Source organism: Oleiharenicola sp. Vm1 (assembly GCF_047777955.1).
Taxonomy (GTDB): Bacteria; Verrucomicrobiota; Verrucomicrobiia; order Opitutales; family Opitutaceae; genus Didemnitutus.
Genome location: NZ_CP180537.1, coordinates 4,556,178 through 4,573,187, shown reverse-complemented (window position 1 = coordinate 4,573,187; position 17,010 = coordinate 4,556,178). Strand labels below are relative to the sequence as shown.

15 protein-coding genes are annotated in these 17,010 nt (G+C 68.9%); 10 read left to right on the top strand and 5 right to left on the bottom strand.

Annotated features, from left to right (window positions below; translation table 11 throughout):
* Window positions 1–56: 56 nt before the first annotated feature.
* Together ACMYLB_RS21780 and bamE are read right to left on the bottom strand one after the other, a co-directional pair.
* Window positions 57–1,262 carry a dicarboxylate/amino acid:cation symporter gene (locus ACMYLB_RS21780; protein ID WP_415909039.1) on the bottom strand — a complete coding sequence of 402 codons (1,206 nt, stop codon included), beginning with the start codon at window positions 1,260–1,262 and terminating at the stop codon, window positions 57–59.
* A 192-nt stretch (window positions 1,263–1,454) separates the two neighbouring features.
* Complete coding sequence (gene bamE / locus ACMYLB_RS21775) at window positions 1,455–1,754, bottom strand: outer membrane protein assembly factor BamE (protein ID WP_415909038.1); 300 nt, start codon at window positions 1,752–1,754, stop codon at window positions 1,455–1,457.
* A gap of 206 nt (window positions 1,755–1,960) precedes the next feature.
* Here bamE and ACMYLB_RS21770 point away from each other — a divergent pair, with 206 nt between their 5' ends.
* Complete coding sequence (locus ACMYLB_RS21770; protein WP_415909037.1) at window positions 1,961–2,863, top strand: PocR ligand-binding domain-containing protein; 903 nt, start codon at window positions 1,961–1,963, stop codon at window positions 2,861–2,863.
* A 37-nt stretch (window positions 2,864–2,900) separates the two neighbouring features.
* Here the strand turns inward: ACMYLB_RS21770 and ACMYLB_RS21765 are convergent, their stop codons facing one another.
* Window positions 2,901–3,371, bottom strand: a complete 471-nt coding sequence (locus tag ACMYLB_RS21765) for a hypothetical protein (protein ID WP_415909036.1) — start codon at window positions 3,369–3,371, stop codon at window positions 2,901–2,903.
* 183 nt (window positions 3,372–3,554) lie between these two features.
* Between ACMYLB_RS21765 and ACMYLB_RS21760 the strand changes: the two genes are divergently transcribed.
* From ACMYLB_RS21760 to ACMYLB_RS21725, 8 genes are all read left to right on the top strand, one after another.
* The gene (locus tag ACMYLB_RS21760; protein WP_415909035.1) at window positions 3,555–3,767 is read left to right on the top strand and encodes a hypothetical protein; all 213 of its coding nucleotides are present in this window, start codon (window positions 3,555–3,557) and stop codon (window positions 3,765–3,767) included.
* Window positions 3,768–3,785: 18 nt separating this feature from the next.
* Window positions 3,786–6,101: a cytochrome-c oxidase, cbb3-type subunit I gene (gene ccoN, locus ACMYLB_RS21755; protein WP_415909034.1), complete on the top strand. Its 2,316-nt coding sequence runs from the start codon at window positions 3,786–3,788 to the stop codon at window positions 6,099–6,101.
* A 19-nt stretch (window positions 6,102–6,120) separates the two neighbouring features.
* Entirely contained in the window at window positions 6,121–6,279 is a 159-nt protein-coding gene (locus ACMYLB_RS21750; RefSeq protein ID WP_415909033.1) for a hypothetical protein, read from the top strand.
* A gap of 21 nt (window positions 6,280–6,300) precedes the next feature.
* Window positions 6,301–6,882, top strand: coding sequence for a cbb3-type cytochrome c oxidase N-terminal domain-containing protein (locus tag ACMYLB_RS21745; protein ID WP_415909032.1), 582 nt, complete (start codon window positions 6,301–6,303; stop codon window positions 6,880–6,882).
* Between the two features lie 78 nt (window positions 6,883–6,960).
* Window positions 6,961–8,457: a cytochrome c oxidase accessory protein CcoG gene (gene ccoG, locus ACMYLB_RS21740; protein ID WP_415909031.1), complete on the top strand. Its 1,497-nt coding sequence runs from the start codon at window positions 6,961–6,963 to the stop codon at window positions 8,455–8,457.
* A gap of 7 nt (window positions 8,458–8,464) precedes the next feature.
* A complete protein-coding gene (locus ACMYLB_RS21735; RefSeq protein WP_415909030.1) occupies window positions 8,465–8,650 on the top strand; it encodes a hypothetical protein in 186 nt (61 codons plus the stop codon).
* A complete protein-coding gene (locus ACMYLB_RS21730; protein WP_415909029.1) occupies window positions 8,650–9,354 on the top strand; it encodes a sulfite exporter TauE/SafE family protein in 705 nt (234 codons plus the stop codon). The genes ACMYLB_RS21735 and ACMYLB_RS21730 overlap by 1 nt, the downstream gene beginning before the upstream one ends.
* Window positions 9,355–9,414: 60 nt before the next feature.
* Window positions 9,415–11,814, top strand: coding sequence for a heavy metal translocating P-type ATPase (locus tag ACMYLB_RS21725; RefSeq protein WP_415909028.1), 2,400 nt, complete (start codon window positions 9,415–9,417; stop codon window positions 11,812–11,814).
* A gap of 6 nt (window positions 11,815–11,820) precedes the next feature.
* Here ACMYLB_RS21725 and ACMYLB_RS21720 read toward each other — a convergent pair whose 3' ends face one another.
* Window positions 11,821–12,108, bottom strand: coding sequence for a hypothetical protein (locus ACMYLB_RS21720; protein ID WP_415909027.1), 288 nt, complete (start codon window positions 12,106–12,108; stop codon window positions 11,821–11,823).
* Window positions 12,109–12,258: 150 nt separating this feature from the next.
* Here ACMYLB_RS21720 and ACMYLB_RS21715 point away from each other — a divergent pair, with 150 nt between their 5' ends.
* Complete coding sequence (locus ACMYLB_RS21715) at window positions 12,259–14,070, top strand: SPFH domain-containing protein (protein ID WP_415909026.1); 1,812 nt, start codon at window positions 12,259–12,261, stop codon at window positions 14,068–14,070.
* A gap of 106 nt (window positions 14,071–14,176) precedes the next feature.
* On the opposite strand, the gene ACMYLB_RS21710 is transcribed toward ACMYLB_RS21715, so the two are convergent.
* Window positions 14,177–16,897 (bottom strand): GDSL-type esterase/lipase family protein, encoded by a 2,721-nt coding sequence (locus ACMYLB_RS21710; protein WP_415909025.1) that lies wholly within the window; start codon window positions 16,895–16,897, stop codon window positions 14,177–14,179.
* Between the last annotated feature and the right edge of the window lie 113 nt (window positions 16,898–17,010).

The following is a 17,010-nucleotide window of genomic DNA, read 5'->3' as shown; positions in this document are numbered from 1 at the left end:
GCCACGACCGGTGGAGCCGCGCGGTTCGTCGCGGCGGCGGGCGATGGAGCGGCGGGTCAGGCGTCGCCGTTTTTCTCGGCCGCGAACGCGGCGGCCTTCTGGTCGTCGAATTCGCCCTCCCAGCGCGCGACCACGACGGACGCCAGGCAGTTGCCCATGACGTTCACGGACGTGCGCGCCATGTCGAGCAACGCGTCGACGCCGAGGATGAGGAAGGCGCCGGCGAGCGGCAGCTTGAAGGATTCCAGCGCGGCCACGAGCACCACGAACGACGCGCGCGGCACGGCGGCGACGCCCTTCGAGGTCAGCATGAGCATCAACATCATGGTGATTTGCTGGTCGATGGAGAAATGGATGCCGGTGGTCGTCTCCGCGGCCTGGGCGACGAAGACCGAGGCGACGGCGAGGTGCAGCGTCGAGCCGTCGAGGTTGAAGGAATAGCCCGCCGGCAGCACGAAGCCGACGATGCCGCGCGGCACGCCGACCTTTTCCATGTTCTCGAAGGCCTTGGGCAGGGCCGCCTCGCTGTTGGCGGTGGCGAAGGCGAGCGTGAACGGCTCGCGCACCGCCTTCACGAACGGCTTGAGCGGCACCTTGGCGATCCAGATGACCAGGCCGAACACGCCGACGACGAAGATCACCAGCGCGCCGTAGAGCGTGAACACGAGCTTGGCCAGCGTGATGAGCGAGCCGAGCCCCTGGTGGCCGACGGTGACCGCGATGGCCGCGCCGACGCCGAAGGGCGCGAATTTCATGATAATGCCGGCGAACTTGAACATCACCTGGGTGAGGCTGCCGCAGAAATCGAGCACCGGCTTGCCCGCGTCGCCCGCGGCGATGACGGCCATGGCGAAGATCACCGCGAAGGCCACGATCTGGAGCACGTCGTTCTTCGCCATCGCGTCCATCAGGCTGACGGGGAAGGCGTGGACAATGATCTCGGCGAGCGTCTGCGGCTTGGCCAGCGCGGCGGTCGACTGCGCCTGGTCCATCTGGAGGACGACGCCGGCGCCGGGCTTGACGACGTTCACGACGAGCAGGCCGACGAAGAGCGCGAGCGTGGTGACGATTTCGAAATAGAGCAGCGACTTCCAGCCGATGCGCTGGGCCTTCTTCATGTCGCCGGTGCCGGCGAAGCCCTGCACGATGCTGGCGAAGATCAGCGGTGCGATCATCGCCTTAATGAGGTGGAGGAAGACGTCGCGCACCACCGCGAAGCCGTCGTCCCACTTGGCGTGCGTCGCGGCCGGCAGCGTGTTCATCCACCAGCCCGCGAGCACGCCGACGACCAGCCCGAGGACGATCTGCTGCGTGAGGTTGAGGTGAAACCAGCGGCGCGGCGCGGCCGGGGCGGGGAGGCGGGGTGGCTCATGGCGGGAATGCGCGGGACGAAATCAGGCGTCCCGGGCTCTGGCCAGAGCGGAGTTGGGCGGGCGTAGAACTACGCCGCGCGCTCAGGTGCGGCGCGCGCCCGGGGCCGGGTCGCGGCGCGAGAGCGGGGCGGCGGCGGGCGGGGCGCCCTTCGGCGCCGTCCAGGCCGTGACCTCGCCGCGCGTGAACTGCACTTCGCAGCCGTCGTCGTAGACCCAGCGCTCGTAGCCGCGCGCCGCGTTGCGCATCAGCGGCTCGCCGAGGATGTCGCTGACCTGTTCGCGCGAGATGCCGACGCGCACCTGCGCCCAGCGCACCGATTCACTCGGGGCGACGGGAGAGGTGGTGCCGAGCACCACGAGCAGTATGCCCTCGGCCAACATGGCCCCCTTATCGCCGCAATCGCGGCCGGGCGGGAGCCTTATTCGTGTCGCGGCGGGGTATTTACCGTTTCTTCGCGAGCGCCGCCGCGCATTTATTGCTCCGGCTCGCTGAAGCAAATGTGCGAGTGACCACGCGTTTCCCTGCTACCTGTGCGCAGATTTTGCCGTAGCATTGCGCGGCCGGGCCAAATGCGTTCTCTAGCCCCGTGGTGAATTCCTCGGACGAAACCCGTCGCAGCCGCGAGCTGGTGAAGCAGCTCAAGGAGTCGCAGATCTATCGCGACTACGAAGCGGCGTTTCGCGAAACGACCGGCCTGCCCATCACGCTGCGCCCGCTCGAGGCCTTCGACCTGCCGCACCACGGCGACCCGAACGAGAGTCCGTTCTGCTCGCTGATGGCGACGACGAACCACACCTGCTCGGCCTGCCTGCAGCTGCAGAAGCGCGTCGAGGAGGAGTCGCGCCTGGAGCCGCGGACGCTCAAGTGCTTCGCCGGGCTGTGCGACTCGGCCGTGCCGGTGCGCGTGGGCGAGAATCTCGTGGCGTTCCTCCAGACGGGCCAGGTGCTGCTGCACAAGCCCAACAGCAAGGAGTTCAACAAGCTCGCGCGCGAGGTCCTCAACTGGGGCGTGCAGGCCGACCTCAAGAAGCTCGAGGAGGCCTACTACCAGTCGCGCATCCTCGACCGGAAGCAATACGAGGCCGTGCTCCGCCTGCTCACGATCTTCGCCCAGCACCTCTCGTCGCTCAGCAACCAGCTGATGCTCGCGGCGAAGCAGGCGGAATCGCCCATGATCACGCGCGCCAAGGCGTTCATCGCCGAGCACCAGCACGAGGAGATCTCGCTGCGGCAGGTCGCGGCGTCGGTGAACACGAGCGCGTTTTATTTCTGCAAGATGTTCAAGCAGGCCACCGGCCTGACCTTCACCGACTACCTCGCGCGCGTGCGCATCGAGAAGGTGAAGAACCTCCTGCTCAATCCGCACAAGCGCATCAGCGAGGCGGCCTACGAGACGGGCTTCCAGTCGCTGTCCCAGTTCAACCGCGTGTTCCGCAAGATCGTGGGCGAATCGCCGACGACCTGGCGCGCGAAGCTGAAGCAGGGCTGAGCCGGGGCGGCGCGGCTCCGGCAGGCGGACGGCGGCGTCAGGCGGACCTGGCGCGGCGCAGCTTGTGATGGGCCGAGTGGACGGCGGGCGACTGGCAGGCGGGCGACGAGCGGTTGAGGCAGACGGAGCAGAGCGTGTCGATCTCCTGCTGCGCGAGCAGGTGGAAGCTCGTGAGCAGCGCGTCGAGCATCGGCTGCGGCACGCGTTTGGCCGCCACGAGGTGCAGCGCCAACTCGCCGGTGGCGTAGTAGTTGAGCAGCGGATTCAGCCCGCAGCCGCAGTGGCGTTGGAGCGGCACGAGCAGGGCGGAGGTCTTTTTCAGCACGGACTCCAGCGGGTGTTCCGACAGCGCGCGGAAGACCTGCGTGATCGTCTCGTCCATCAGGTAGAGCAGCGTGTCAGGATTGCCCAGTGGCGACGGCGCCGGCTCGGCGCGCAACAGCGCTTCCCACTCCTTTTTGATCGCGGGTCGAAGTCCTTCCATCTGCGCTGACTCGCTGGAATCCACGGCGGAGAGTTTGCCACGAGCTTCTTGCGGGAGCTTTGCAGGCGTTGTGTATCCGTGCGCATATCTTGGAGAAAGGACGGCATGCTTCGCCAAGAACTGGGCGGTTAATGCCAAGCCGTGCGCAGCCGAAATGGGGGAGAATCCGGATGATGGTGGGTGACATTTCCACGCCTCCTCCACGCCATGTCTGTCATTCCGATAACAGTCTTCTTTAGCCTGTTGCTTGCCGGGTTCTTCGTCGCGCTGTTCCTGCGCGAGCAGCGCCGGCACCGCTTCGCCAGCTCCGAGCGCGACTCGCTGCTGCCGTTGGCCGACGAGCGTCCGGCCGGCTCCCCCGCTTCCCCCGCCATTGCTAAATCGCCCGACGCTCCGGCGCCGGGCGATCTCTATTTTTAATTCCTCCCGCTCGCACCCATGACGACAGGACAAAAAACCATCATCGAGTTCAACGACAAGGTCGTCCGGCAATTCATGCTCGCCGCCATCCTCTGGGGCGCCGTGGGCATGCTGGTCGGTCTGCTCATCGCCACGCAGCTGAATTTCTGGCAGGCCAACTTCGGCCTGTCGTTCACCAGCTTCGGCCGGCTCCGCCCGCTGCACACCAACGCGGTGATCTTCGCGTTCGTGGGCAACATGATGTTCGCCGGCATCTATTACTCGACGCAGCGTCTGGTGAAGGCGCGCCTCGCGAGCGATTTCCTCTCCGCCCTCCACTTCTGGGGCTGGCAGCTGATCATCGTCGCCGCGGCGATCACGCTCCCGCTCGGCCTCACGCGCGGCAAGGAATACGCCGAGCTGATCTGGCCCATCAACATCGCCGTCGCCCTCATCTGGGTCGTCTTCGCGGTGAACTTCTTCTGGACCCTCGCCAAGCGCAACGAGAAGTCCCTCTACGTCGCCATCTGGTTCTACATCGCGACGATCATCACCGTGGCGATGCTCTACATCGTCAACCACCTCTCGGTCCCGACGTCGTGGGTCCACAGCTACCCGATCTTCGCCGGCGCGCAGGACGGCCTCGTCCAGTGGTGGTATGGCCACAACGCCGTAGCCTTCTTTCTCACCACGCCGATCCTCGGCATCATGTATTACTTCCTGCCGAAGGCGGCAGAGCGGCCGGTCTACTCCTATCGTCTCTCGGTCGTGCACTTCTGGTCGCTGGTCTTCCTCTACATCTGGGCCGGCCCACACCACCTGCTGAACACCGCGCTGCCCAACTGGCTCCAGCTCCTCGGCATGACGTTCTCGCTCATGCTCTGGGCCCCGTCCTGGGGCGGCATGCTCAACGGCCTGCTCACGCTCCGCGGCGGCTGGGACAAGCTCCGCACCGATCCCGTGATCAAGTTCTTCGCCGCCGGCGTCACCTTCTACGGCATGGCGACCTTCGAGGGGCCGCTCCTCTCGATCAAGGCCGTCAACGCCCTCGGCCACTACACCGACTGGATCATCGGCCACGTCCACGGCGGCGCGCTCGGCTGGAACGGCTTCATGGCCGCCGGCATGTTCTACTGGCTCGTCCCGCGCCTCTGGAACAAGCCGCTCCACTCGCCGTCCCTCGCCAACCTCCACTTCTGGCTCGGGACCGTCGGCATCCTTTTCTACATGGGCGCCATGTGGGCCTCCGGCATCACGCAGGGCCTGATGCTCAACGCCACCGCCGAGGGCGGCACCATCCTGAAGTATCCGAATTTCCTCGAGACCCTGAACGCCATCCGCCCGCTCATGGCCCTGCGCATCGTCGGCGGCGTGTTCTACTTCACCGGCTTCATCCTGATGGCTTACAACATCTGGAAATCCATCGCCGGCGCGAAGACCGTGAACGGCACGATGGAGGTCTACGTCGAGCAGTTCGAGGAGAACGAGAAGCTCTCGCTCCCCGGCACCTTCCTCAACGCCCCCGTCGTCTACACCATGCTCGGCTGCGTCGCCGCCTGCGTGTGGATGTTCACCAGCGGCTGGGTCAACCTCCTCGGCCTCTTCGCCACCGTCCTCGCGACGCTGATGGCCATCGGTCACTTCCAGACCCGCGGCACCGCCTGGGGCGAGTGGTATGACAAGCTGCTCCTGAACGCCCTGCCGTTCACCGTGCTCACCTTCCTCGCCGTCGCCGCCGGCGGCCTGATCCAGATCATCCCGATGCTGACGATCGACAAGCAGCTCCAGACCGAGGACCGCAAGGCCGACGTCTACACGCCGCTCGAGCTCGCCGGCCGCGACATCTACGTCCGCGAGGGCTGCTACACCTGCCACTCGCAGATGATCCGCACGCTCGTCCCCGACGTCATGCGCTACGGCGACTACTCGCGTCTCGGTGAATCCATCTGGGACCACCCGTATCAGTGGGGCTCCAAGCGCAACGGCCCCGACCTCGCCCGCGTCGGCGGAAAATACAACCACGCCTGGCACTTCGACCACATGCGCGACCCGCGCTCGATCTCGACCGGCTCCAACATGCCGACCTACGTCCACCTGCACGAGAACGACACCGACTACGCCTCGCTCCCGAAGAAGATCGCGGTGCAGAAGCTCCTCGGCGTGCCGTTCCCGGCCTGGTCCGACTCGATGATCTCCACCCTCGCGCACGAGCAGGCCAAGGAGATCGCCAGGGACCTCCAGGCGCAGGGCCGCTACGTCGCCCCCGACAAGGAGATCGTCGCGCTCATCGCCTACCTCCAATCGCTCGGCAAGAAGTGGACCCCGGTCCCCGCCGCGGCCGCCGCCACGCCGTAACCCTCAACCGCCTCCGCCCATGCTCCGTCGCATCATCTACGAAGACTGGCAGCTCATCTTTCCCGTCGTCGCGCTCGCCGTCGCGTCGCTCGTCTACCTGGCCGCCGCCTGGCGCGCCACGAAGATGAAGCCCGCACAGATCGACCGCCTCGCCCGCCTGCCGTTCGAGAAAGAATAACCGCTCCGCCGCCCACCGCCCATGAATCCCCAGCATCCCGCCGACGACCACGACGAGAAACTGCGTCCGCACACTTACGACGGCATCCAGGAATACGACAAGCGCCTCCCGAACTGGTGGCTCTACACCCTCTACGGGGCCATCGCCTTCTGGATCTTCTACTGGTTTGCCCACCAGATCGCGCACATCGTCCCCTCCGACACCGCGCAGGTCGACGCCGCGATGGCGAAGATCAACGCCGTGAAGATGGCGTCCTCGATCGACGTCAACAACGACGACCTCTTCTGGCAGATGAGCCAGAACCCGGAGTTCATCAACGCCGGCAAGCAGACCTTCGACTCGCTCTGCGTGCAGTGCCACCTCCCGAGCATGAAGGGCAAGGGCGAGAATCCGGCCGCCGTCGGCCCCAACCTCGTCGACACTGCCTGGATTCACGGCGGCACGCCGAAGGAAGTCTACGCCACCGTCTCCAAGGGCGTCCTCGCGAAAGGCATGCCCACCTGGGAGCCGGTTCTCGGCCAGAAGAAGGTCGCCGAGGTCGTCGCCTACGTTCTCTCCAAGCACAAGAAGGGCGAAGAGATCACCGTCGAAGTCTCGAAATAACCTCCACCCGGGCGGCGGCCCTGCGCCGTCGCCCCCGCGGCTCGCCATGGCCGCACCCGCCTACGCTCTACCCACGCCATGAGCGCAGATCCTAAAACGAATCCTCCCTCCCCCGCGCCGTTCTCCCGACCGACGCCGCCCAAGCCCGCGGCGCCCGCGCGGCATGTGCCCACGCGCGACTCCGTCACGACCATCAACGACGACGGTTCGCGCTACTTCCTCTACCCCGCCGACGTCCACGGCTGGTTCACCCGCTGGCGGCGCCACCTCGGCCTCTTGCTCGTCGGCGTCTACGTGCTCCTGCCCTGGATCCCGGTCGGCGGCTACCCGGCGGTCTTCCTCGATCTCGCCGAGCGGCGCTTCCATTTCTTCGGCTACACTCTCGCGGCGCAGGATGCCTGGCTGCTGTTCTTCGCGCTGACCGGCGTCGGCTTCAGCCTGTTCTTCATCACCGCCCTCCTCGGCCGCGTGTGGTGCGGCTACGCCTGCCCGCAGACCGTCTTCCTCGAGCACATCTACCGCCGCATCGAGCGCATGGTCGAGGGCGACGGCCCGACCCGCCGCCAGCGCGCCGCCGCGCCGATGTCCGGCGCCAAGCTCGCGCGCCTCGTCCTCAAGCACGGGCTCTACCTCGTCACCACGCTCGTCATCACCCACCTCTTCCTCGCCTACTTCGTCAGCTGGCCCGAGGTCTGGCACTGGATGTCCGCCGCTCCGGGCGAGCACTGGGCCGCGTTCGTCTTCATGGCGGTCGCGACCGGCGGCCTCTACTTCAACTTCGCCTGGTTCCGCGAGCAGCTCTGCATCGTCATCTGTCCCTACGGCCGCATGCAGTCGGCGCTGTCCGACGACCACACGATGACCATCGGCTACGACGCCAAGCGTGGCGAGCCCCGCGGCAAGCTTGGCACGCCCGACGCCGGCGCGTGCATCGACTGCAACCGCTGCGTGCAGGTCTGCCCCACCGGCATCGACATCCGCCACGGCCTCCAGCTCGAGTGCATCGGCTGCGCCGCCTGCATCGACGCCTGCGACGAGGTGATGACGAAGGTGAAGCGCCCCACCGGCCTCATCCGCTACGATTCCTACGTCGGCCTCGCGGGCGGCAAGACCCGCTGGGTCCGTCCGCGCACCGTCGTCTACTTCATCCTCCTGCTCATCGGCATCACGGTGGCCAGCTTCGCGTTCTCCACCGTCAAGCCGGCCAACATGATCGTCTTTCGCATGACCGGCGCCGCCTACTTCGTCGACCACGACGACGTGCGCAATCAGTTCATGCTCCGCATCGTCAACAAGCGCAACGAGCCGGTCACCTACCGCGTCGCGTTGTCCGGGTTGCCCGCGCACGTGCACCAGAGCGGCTTCACCGCGCCGGTCACGGTCGGGCCCCTCGCCGAGCAGGTCTCGCCGCTCGTGCTCACCGTCGAGCGCAAGCACTACGCCGGCCCCTTCAAGTTCACCGTCGCGGTGGAGGATGCGGGGAAGACCTTCACCCTCTCCCGCCAGATCGAGTTCCTCGGTCCCGACGCGCGGCTCCTCGAGGAAGAGGATCACGAAAAGGGCATCAAGCGCTGACGCCGCCATGGACTCCCCCACGTCACCGTCCGTCAACGGCCAGCCCGGCGGAGCGAAATCCGCCCGCGGCCTCTGGCTCTGGGTCGCGTTGGTCTTCGCCTTCAGCGCGCTGCTCTGGGCGGGCATGTTCACCGCCTCGCGGCACATCGACGCGCGCGAGGTGCCGCTGGCGTCGAAAGGAGCGCGGCCGTGATGGAACTCGCGGGCATTTCCGGCCCCGGCACGGCCTTCGTCGCCGGCCTCGTCACCAGCCTGCACTGCGCCGGCATGTGCGGCCCGCTGGCCTGCGCCGTCATGCCCGCGACGCGGGACGACGCCGATCCGCAGACCGTCAGCACCGTCTACCACGTCACGCGCCTCCTCGGCTACGGCGCGCTCGGCGCCCTCGCCGGCGGCGTCGGCCGGCTGCCGCTCAATTTCCTCAGCGACGACGTGGTGCGCTACCTGCCGTGGCTGCTCGTGCTGTTCTTCCTCGCGGTGGCGATCCGGTTCGACCAGCGCCTGCCGCGCTTCCCCGTCCTGGGCCGCGCCTACGGCTGGGTGGCGGCCCACCTGCGCGGCGCGCAGAACCGCTCGCGTCTCCGCGCGGCGGCCGCGCTGGGCTTGGCCACGCCGCTGCTGCCGTGCGGTCCGCTGTATTTCCTGCTCTCGCTGGCGCTGCTCTCCGGCTCCGCCCTGCGCGGCGCGGAGACGCTGCTGGCCTTCGGCCTCGGCACGGTGCCGCTGCTGTGGTTCGCCCAGACCAACTACCACTGGCTGCGCCTGAAGCTCGGCCCGGTCTGGCTGGCGCGCGCCCAGACGGCGCTCGCGCTCGTGATCGCCGGCGTCCTCGCCTGGCGCCTGCGCTCGACGCTCGGGTTCGCCGGGCCCGACGTGAACAATTTTGTCTGCCACTGAGATGGCCCGCTCCAAGGCATCTCGCACGAATTGGGTGGACGGGGCGCGGCCCCGGCGGAGGTGCGTGGACCTCGTGCCGGCAGGACCTCCCCCGTCCACTCCTGCCTTCACTGCGGCGCCCCGCTCGCCACCGACGCCGCGCGCGAGTCCGGCTTCTGTTGCTCGGGCTGCACCTACGTCTACCGCCTCGTGCACGAGCAGGGGCTGGAGGGCTACTACAAGATCCGCGACTCCGTGATCGCGCCGGTCGACCAGACCGTGTTCCAGGCCCGCGACTTCACCTGGCTGGCCGAGCTCCAGCAGAACGCCGAGAAGGCACCCGCGCCCGAGCTCACGCTCGAGGTGCAGGGCATCTCCTGCGCCGGCTGCGTCTGGCTGATCGAGAAAATCTTCCACAAGCACGCCGGCGCGCTCTTCATCGAGACCGACGCCCAGCTCGGCCGCATGCGCTTCCGCTGGGAGCGCGGCCGGTTCGACGCCACGGCATTCGCGCGCGCGCTCCAGTCGTTCAACTACCTCGTCGGCCCGCCCGGCGCGGAGCCGGCCGTGCCCGAGAGCAAGTTCCTCATCCGCCGCATCGGCCTCTGCGCGGCGTTCGCGATGAACATCATGCTCTTCGCGCTGCCGGCGTATTTCGGCATGGAGCGGACGTTCGCCTACGCCGGACTCTTCGACACGCTGGCGATGGCCTGCGCGACCCTGAGCGTGCTCGCCGGCGGCACCTATTTCATCGGCCGCGCCGCTCGCGCCCTGCGCGACCGCGTCATGCACATCGACCTGCCCATCGCCGTCGGCATCATCGGCTCCTATGCCGGCTCGATCTACGGCTGGCTGACCGGCAACCACTCGATCGTCTACTTCGACTTCGTCGGCACCTTCATCGTTCTGATGCTCTTCGGCCGCTGGGCGCAGGTCGTCGCGGTCGAGCGCAACCGCCGCCGCCTGCTCACCGCCGGCGCACGGCCGCAGAAGGTCGCGGTCGACACGCCTCGCGGCGCCGTCGACCGTCCGGTCGAGGAACTCGCCGCCGGCGACACCTTCACCGTGCGCTCGGGCCAGGTGGTGCCGGTGGAATCGCAGCTGGAATCCACCGCCGCCACGCTCGGCACGGCGTGGATCAGTGGCGAGGCCGACCCGCGCGAGGTCCGCACCGGCGCGCGCGTGCAGTCCGGCGCGCTCAATCTCTCCCGCGGCTCGATTCGGCTCCGCGCGCTCCAGCCCTGGCACGCCTCTCTCCTGGCGCAGCTGCTGCGTCCGACCGGGCGCGACCAGTTCCGCCACCGCCTGCTCGAGCGCGTCGTGACCGGCTACCTCGTCGGCATCTTCGTCGTCGCGACCGCCACCGCGGTCGGCTGGTGGGTGGCGAAGCACGACGTGGCCCTGACGTGGTCGGCGGTCACCGCCGTGCTCGTCGTCTCGTGCCCGTGCGCCATCGGCCTTGCCTATCCGCTGGCGGACGAGATGGCGACGGTGGCGTTGCGCCGCTTCGGCGTCTTCGTGCGCGAGAACGACCTGTTCCCGCGCCTGACGCGGCTCCGCAAGATCGTCTTCGACAAGACCGGCACGCTCACGCTCGAGACGCCCGTGCTCGCCAACCCGCCCGCGCTGCACGCGCTCTCGGGACCGGCGCGGGCCGCGCTGTTCGCGCTCGTGCGCGACAACCCGCACCCGATCAGCCAGTGCCTGAACGAGAACCTGCTCGCCGACGGCCTCGTCAACGGCCTCGTCCCTCCGGCGGGCGCCGTGCAGGAGGAGATCGGCTTCGGCGTGACGCTGCGCACCGAGCTCGGGCAGTGGACCCTCGGGCGTCCCGGCTGGCTCGGCCGCCCGCCGGCGGGGTTGGCCGGCGCCGAGAGGGCGGAGGCGCACGACACCGAGTTCGCCTGCGATGGCGTGGTGCTCGCGCGCTTCCAGTTCGCCGATGCGGTGCGGCCCGGCGCGCGCGAGGAGATCGCGGCGCTCCGCGCCGCGGGCTTCGAGACTTTCATCCTCAGCGGCGACCGGAGCGAAAAGGTCGCCCGCATGGCCGAGGGCCTCGGCCTGCCGCCGCAGCATGCGATCGCGGAGGCGACCCCGGCCGGGAAGGCGGAGTGGCTCCAGCGCACCGACCGCCAGGACACGCTGATGCTCGGCGACGGCGCCAACGACTCGCTGGCGTTCGACGCGGCCTTCGTGCGCGGCACGCCCGTCGTGCACCGCGGCGTGCTCGCGGCCAAGGCCGACTTCTACTATCTCGGCCGCGGGCTCGACGGCCTGCGCCGGATGTTCGCGGTGAACGAAACGCGCCGTCGCACGCAGCTCGTGTTGGTGGTGTTTTCCATCGCCTACAACTGCACGACCGTGACGCTCGCGGCGCTCGGCCACATGAACCCCTTGATCGCGGCCGTGATCATGCCGGCCAGCTCGCTGCTCAGCCTGCTCGTGGTCGGCGTCGGCATGCGCCGCTGGGCGGCGCGCTGAGGCCGCTCAGCGCCGGGCGGACCGCTTCGCCACCTCGGCGGCCAGCAGCCCGTGGGCGAGGCCGAACTCCGCCAGCGCCAGGACGAAGAAGCCCGGATACATCGATTTCCGGCTCGGCCACCACACCGTCTTCAGGCGGTCGAGGTTGAGCGCCATGCTGCCGCCGCGCTCGCGCACGAACAGCAGGAACTCCTCGCGCAGCGCCGCGTCGTCCCGCAGCGCGGTGAACACCGGCGCCAGCCGCTTCTCCAGGTAGGCTCGCTCGGCCTCGGTGATGGCCCTCACTTTTGGCATGGCCGCAACCTGCCCCGGCTCCCTTGTAAATTCAAGGCGCAAGTTTTCACAGTATCAAAGAGCTAGAATAAATTACTGTAGTTTTAATCCACTTTGCATTGAGCGCCCGGACCCGCGCCGCATGCTCGCGGCCGTCAACCCATCGAACCCATGAATACATTCCTCTTCGTTCTCGGAGCCGCCGGCGTGCTGGCGGTCCTGCTGCTCGCCACCTACCGGCTGTGGCTGCGCCTCTTTGGCGTCGTGATCGTGCCGAACAACGGCATCGGCATCGTGACCAAGAAATTCGGCCTCAGCGGCGCGAGCTCGCGCCTGCCGGATGGACGCATCATCGCACTGAACGGCGAGGCGGGCATCCAGGCCGACACCCTCGCGCCCGGCCTGCACTGCTGGCTGTGGCCGTGGCAATACACCGTCGACCTCGTGCCGTTCGTCACCGTGCCCGAGGGCAAGCTGGGCGTGGTCGAGGCCCGCGACGGCGAGCCGCTGTCGGGCGGCCGCGTGCTTGGCCGCAAGGTCGACTGCGACTCGTTCCAGGACGCGCGCGCCTTCCTCCAAAAGGGCGGCCAGCGCGGCCCGCAGATCGCCATCATCCCGCCCGGCACCTACCGCATCAACACGGCGCTCTTCACCGTCAGCGACGCGTCCGTGCTCGAGATCAAGGAGAACCGCGTCGGCATCGTGACGACCAAGGAAGGCCGCAGCCTGCCGCAGGGCGAGATCGCGGGCCGCACCATCGACGGGCACAACTCGTTTCAGGACGGCGACGCCTTTGTCACCGCCGGCGGCTTCAAGGGTCTGCAGGAACAGGTGCTGCTCGCCGGCCGCTACTTCATCAACCCCGCCTTCGCCACCGTCGAGACCGTCGACATGACCGAGGTGCCGATTGCGCACGCCGGCGTCGTCATCGCCTACGTGGGCGAACCGGGCCGCGACGTCACCGGCGAGTCGTTCAAGCACGGCAACCTGGTCGAAAAGGGCAAGAAGGGCGTCTGGGCCGAGCCGCTCGACCCGGGCCGCTACGCGATCAATCCGCGCACGCACCGCGTGGAGAACGTCCCGACCGCGAACGTCGTCCTCAACTGGGCCACCGGCAAGACCGAGTCCCACCGGCTCGACGAGAAGCTCTCGACCATCACCGTGCGCTCGTCCGACGGCTTCAAGTTCAACCTCGACGTCTCGCAGATCATCCACATCCCGCGCAACGACGCGCCCAAGGTCATCGCGCGCTTCGGCAACATGGTGAACCTGGTCACGCAGGTGCTCGAGCCGACCATCGGCAACTACTTCCGCAACGCGGCGCAGAGTTCCGACGTCATCGAGTTCCTCAAGGCGCGCTCGGAAAAGCAGGCCGACGCAAAGAAGCAGATTGGCGCCGCCCTCGAGCAATACAACGTCGGGGCGGTCGACACCCTGATCGGCGACATCGTGCCGCCGGAGGACCTGATGAAGACGCTCACCGACCGCAAGATCGCGGAGCAGGAGCGCGTCACCTACGAGACGCAGCGCCAGGCCGAGGTCGTGCGCAAGGAGCTCGAGCAGGCCAAGGCCGTCGCGGCGACGCAGGCCAAGGTGGTCGACTCCGAGCGCTCCGTCGCCATCGCCGAGTTCGCCGCCCAGGCCGCCATCCGCAAGGCCGAGGGCGAGGCGCGGGCCAAGACCGCGCTGTCCGAAGCCGACGCGACGGTGATCAAGAACGTCGGCGCCGCCGAGGCCGAGAAGACCCAGAAGATCGGCTTGGCCGAGGCCGCCGTCATCAAGCAGAAGGCCGAGGCCACGAGCCGCGAGAGCTTCGTCGCGATCGAAGTCGCCCGCGCGCTGGCCAGCAGCGGCCAGAAGCTCGTGCCCGACATCGTCGCGGGGGCGGGCGGCGCCGGCGGGGCGAGCAACATCGTCGAGCTCCTCGCCGCCCAGCTGCTGCGCGACAAGCTCGTCAGCCCGGCGGCCGCGACGAAGAACTGAGCGCGGCGCAGTTTCCCAGCCAGATTCCGCGTTGGCGGGGTCTGGCTTTGCCGTCGGCGGGGCCGATCCGGCCGGACGACCAGGAAACCCCGAGGGAAAACCGTGCCTACAAGTCCGCGGCGACGGCGGCGACGAAGGCCTGCGCGAACGCCTCGTGACCGATGGGGCCGACGTGAACCCGATCGTGCGCGATGACCTCCGGCGGATGTTGGGCGAGCAGCCGGTCGATCATGGCCTGGGTGTCGATCAGCCGGGCGTCGTGCCGCCGGGCGAGACGGGCGACGATGGCACCGAACTCGTCCATGCGGCGGCGCATCGGGTCGGCGCGGTCGGGCTCGACGTAGAAGGGCGTGAGCAGCGCCAGTCCGCGCACGCCCGGGCGGGCGGCGGCGAGCAGTTGACCGAGCGTGTGCTCGTATTCGGCGGGCGGGACGGCGTCGTGTTTTCGCTGCGGGTCGAAGTGGCGCCAGACGTCGTTGATGCCGATCATCACCGAGAGCCAGTCGGGTTTCGGATCGAGCGCATCGCGCTGCCAGCGCGCGGCCAGATCGCGCACGGTGTGTCCGCCGATGCCGCGATTCAACACCTCGAAGCGGCGCTCCGGGAAACGCGCGGCGAGTTTTTGCGCAACGAGCGCGACGTAGCCGTGGCCGAGGGCGGTGGCGTAGTCGGGCGAATCCGGACTCGGCCGACCCCATTCGGTGATGGAGTCGCCGATCATGACGAGGCGAGTGGGGCTCATGAATTCAGGACGTGCGGACGAGGACGACGGCCGCGTGGCGGCTGATCGGCGGAGTGGGCAGGCGCAGGCGGCCGCCGGCGTGCGGCAGGATGGTCGCGGGCGCGGGCGTGCCCTTGGCGGTGTCCCACCAGGTGACGGTCCACGTGCCGGCCGGGACGTCGTCGATGAGGAGCGTGCCCGGCACGGCCGGCTCCGGCGCGAGCGAGTAGAGATTGGTGCGGTGGCGGACCCAGAGCGCGATGAAGCGGTCGTTGCGGCGGCCGAGGGCGGCGAGGACGGGCGCGGTGACGCCGAGGTCGGTCTCCGACACCTGAACCCAGTCGGCGACGCCGCTGTTTTCCAACGTGATCGTGCGGGCGCCGGCCCGGAGGGGACCACGAGCGTGGCCGGAAAGGCGTCAGCGTGCTTCCAGGCCGCCGTGGCGGCGGTCGCACCGTCCACGCGCACGCGCAGGCCGCCGCCTTTTTCCGCCACGCCGGCGATCAGGATGCGCAGCGTGACGTCGCGGGGAAAGGTGGCGTGAAAGGTGCCGCGGCAGGGGAAGCCGTCGGTGGCGGTCGATTCCGGCGTGGCGAAGGTCGCCGGCCAGTCGCCGAGCTCGAGCGGCTCGCGTCCGTCGAGCGGGAGGGTGAAGTCCCGGGCGGGCCGGCGCTGCCATTGCTGCGCGCCGGCCAGGGTGAGCGGCGCGTGCGCCGCGCACTCGACGGCGGCGGAGAACGGCTGCAGGTCCTGCTCGCGCGCCCAGCCGGAGAGGGCGACGAAGCGGTGGACGGCGCCGATCTCGCCGAGGCGGTCGAGGTCGCGGAGCTTCCATCCTTCCCACGCCTGCGCGGGGAGCGTGCCGCTGCCGAGCAGGCTGGCCCAGACGGCGGCCGGCTCGACGAGGCCGGATTTCCGCACCGCCTCGGGGAGGCGCAGGTGGTCGTCGCCGAATTCGCCATAGAAAACCGGGCGCGTGTCGTCGGCGCGGCGCGGCGCGAACGTCCGCGCGGCGGCGGTGAGGTTGGCGCTGTAGAGGTGCGGCTGGAGGAAGTCCATCCGCGCGTAGATCGGGCTGCGCAGGTTTTCCGTGCTGGTGGTGATAAGGTGGGCGTAGACGTCGACCGAGCGGAGGAACTGCGCCAGGTCGTCGTGCCAGCGGGCGACGGCGGCCTCGTGGTGCTCGAGCTTCAGCGCGTCGACCCAGTGGACCTCGTTGAAGAGTTCCCAGGCGAAGACCGCGGGCGACCAGCTCCAGCGGGCGACGATGTAGCGGTATTTGAGCGCGGTGAAGAGGCGGGCGTTGGGGTCGGTGAAGAAATCCGACGGCGAGCGGAGGAAGCCGCCGGGGTTGGCGGCGTTCCACGGATTGTCGGCCCACGATGGGTTCACGGTCGTGCTGAACTGGCCGTGGTGCTGGAGCGCGATCTGGAGATAGACGCCGTGCTCCTCGGCGGCGGCGAGCAGGGCGTCCCAGCGCGCGGCGACGGCCGGGTCGATGCCGCCGGGCCGGACGGGGGCGCCGTCCTCGGGGCGGACCCAGTCGAGGTTGGTGCGGCCCCAGTGCACCATCCAGACGCGCATCCAGTTCAGGTTGGCGGCGGCGAAGGCGGCGAAGGTGGCGCGGTAGTAGCCGAGCACGTCGGGGGTGGGGGCCCAGGCGACATTGGCGCCGAAGGGAACGAAGGCGCGGCCGTCGGCCCGGGCGAAGCCGCCCGGTCGGAGCGGGTCGAGCCCGATGGGCGGCAGGCGGAGCCGGGTTTGGTTTTCGACGCGGGTGGCCGAGCGCGGCGTGGCGGCGACGGGCGTCGCGGGCTGGCCGCGCGTGGTCTCGAGGATGCGGCCGAGGTGATAGGCGCCGATCTCGTCGGGGCGGGCGTGGACGGCATAGACCTGCGGCTCGACGTAGAAGGCGGGCAGCAGGAGCGTGCGGCCGGCCGGAGTGACGACCTCGGCCCAGAGCTCGCGGGCGAAGGGATTGGCGATCGCCGCGGCGGGAGGGACCGTGAACTCGAAGCGGACGGGGCCGGCGTGCAGCAGCGCGCAGGCGCCGAGGAAGGCGAGCGACACGAGTCGCCAACGGGCCGGGAGCAGGCGGAGCGTCATGGGGTGGCGGGCACTATGGCACAGGGCGGCCGGGGGCGGAAATGAGTTTGGTTGGATGCGAGTTGAGAGTGGCCGGCGCGGGACCGAGCCAAGCGGCGCCGGCGAGGCGGGAA

Coding starts and splice junctions, on each gene's coding strand:
- ACMYLB_RS21745 (WP_415909032.1), top strand. CDS start 6,301: ATGAATCCCCAGCATCCCGCCGACGACCACGACGAGAAACTGCGTCCG.
- ACMYLB_RS21715 (WP_415909026.1), top strand. CDS start 12,259: ATGAATACATTCCTCTTCGTTCTCGGAGCCGCCGGCGTGCTGGCGGTC.
- ACMYLB_RS21730 (WP_415909029.1), top strand. CDS start 8,650: ATGGAACTCGCGGGCATTTCCGGCCCCGGCACGGCCTTCGTCGCCGGC.
- ACMYLB_RS21735 (WP_415909030.1), top strand. CDS start 8,465: ATGGACTCCCCCACGTCACCGTCCGTCAACGGCCAGCCCGGCGGAGCG.
- bamE (WP_415909038.1), bottom strand. CDS start 1,754: ATGTTGGCCGAGGGCATACTGCTCGTGGTGCTCGGCACCACCTCTCCC.
- ACMYLB_RS21780 (WP_415909039.1), bottom strand. CDS start 1,262: ATGAACACGCTGCCGGCCGCGACGCACGCCAAGTGGGACGACGGCTTC.
- ACMYLB_RS21720 (WP_415909027.1), bottom strand. CDS start 12,108: ATGCCAAAAGTGAGGGCCATCACCGAGGCCGAGCGAGCCTACCTGGAG.
- ACMYLB_RS21760 (WP_415909035.1), top strand. CDS start 3,555: ATGTCTGTCATTCCGATAACAGTCTTCTTTAGCCTGTTGCTTGCCGGG.
- ccoG (WP_415909031.1), top strand. CDS start 6,961: ATGAGCGCAGATCCTAAAACGAATCCTCCCTCCCCCGCGCCGTTCTCC.
- ccoN (WP_415909034.1), top strand. CDS start 3,786: ATGACGACAGGACAAAAAACCATCATCGAGTTCAACGACAAGGTCGTC.
- ACMYLB_RS21710 (WP_415909025.1), bottom strand. CDS start 16,897: ATGACGCTCCGCCTGCTCCCGGCCCGTTGGCGACTCGTGTCGCTCGCC.
- ACMYLB_RS21750 (WP_415909033.1), top strand. CDS start 6,121: ATGCTCCGTCGCATCATCTACGAAGACTGGCAGCTCATCTTTCCCGTC.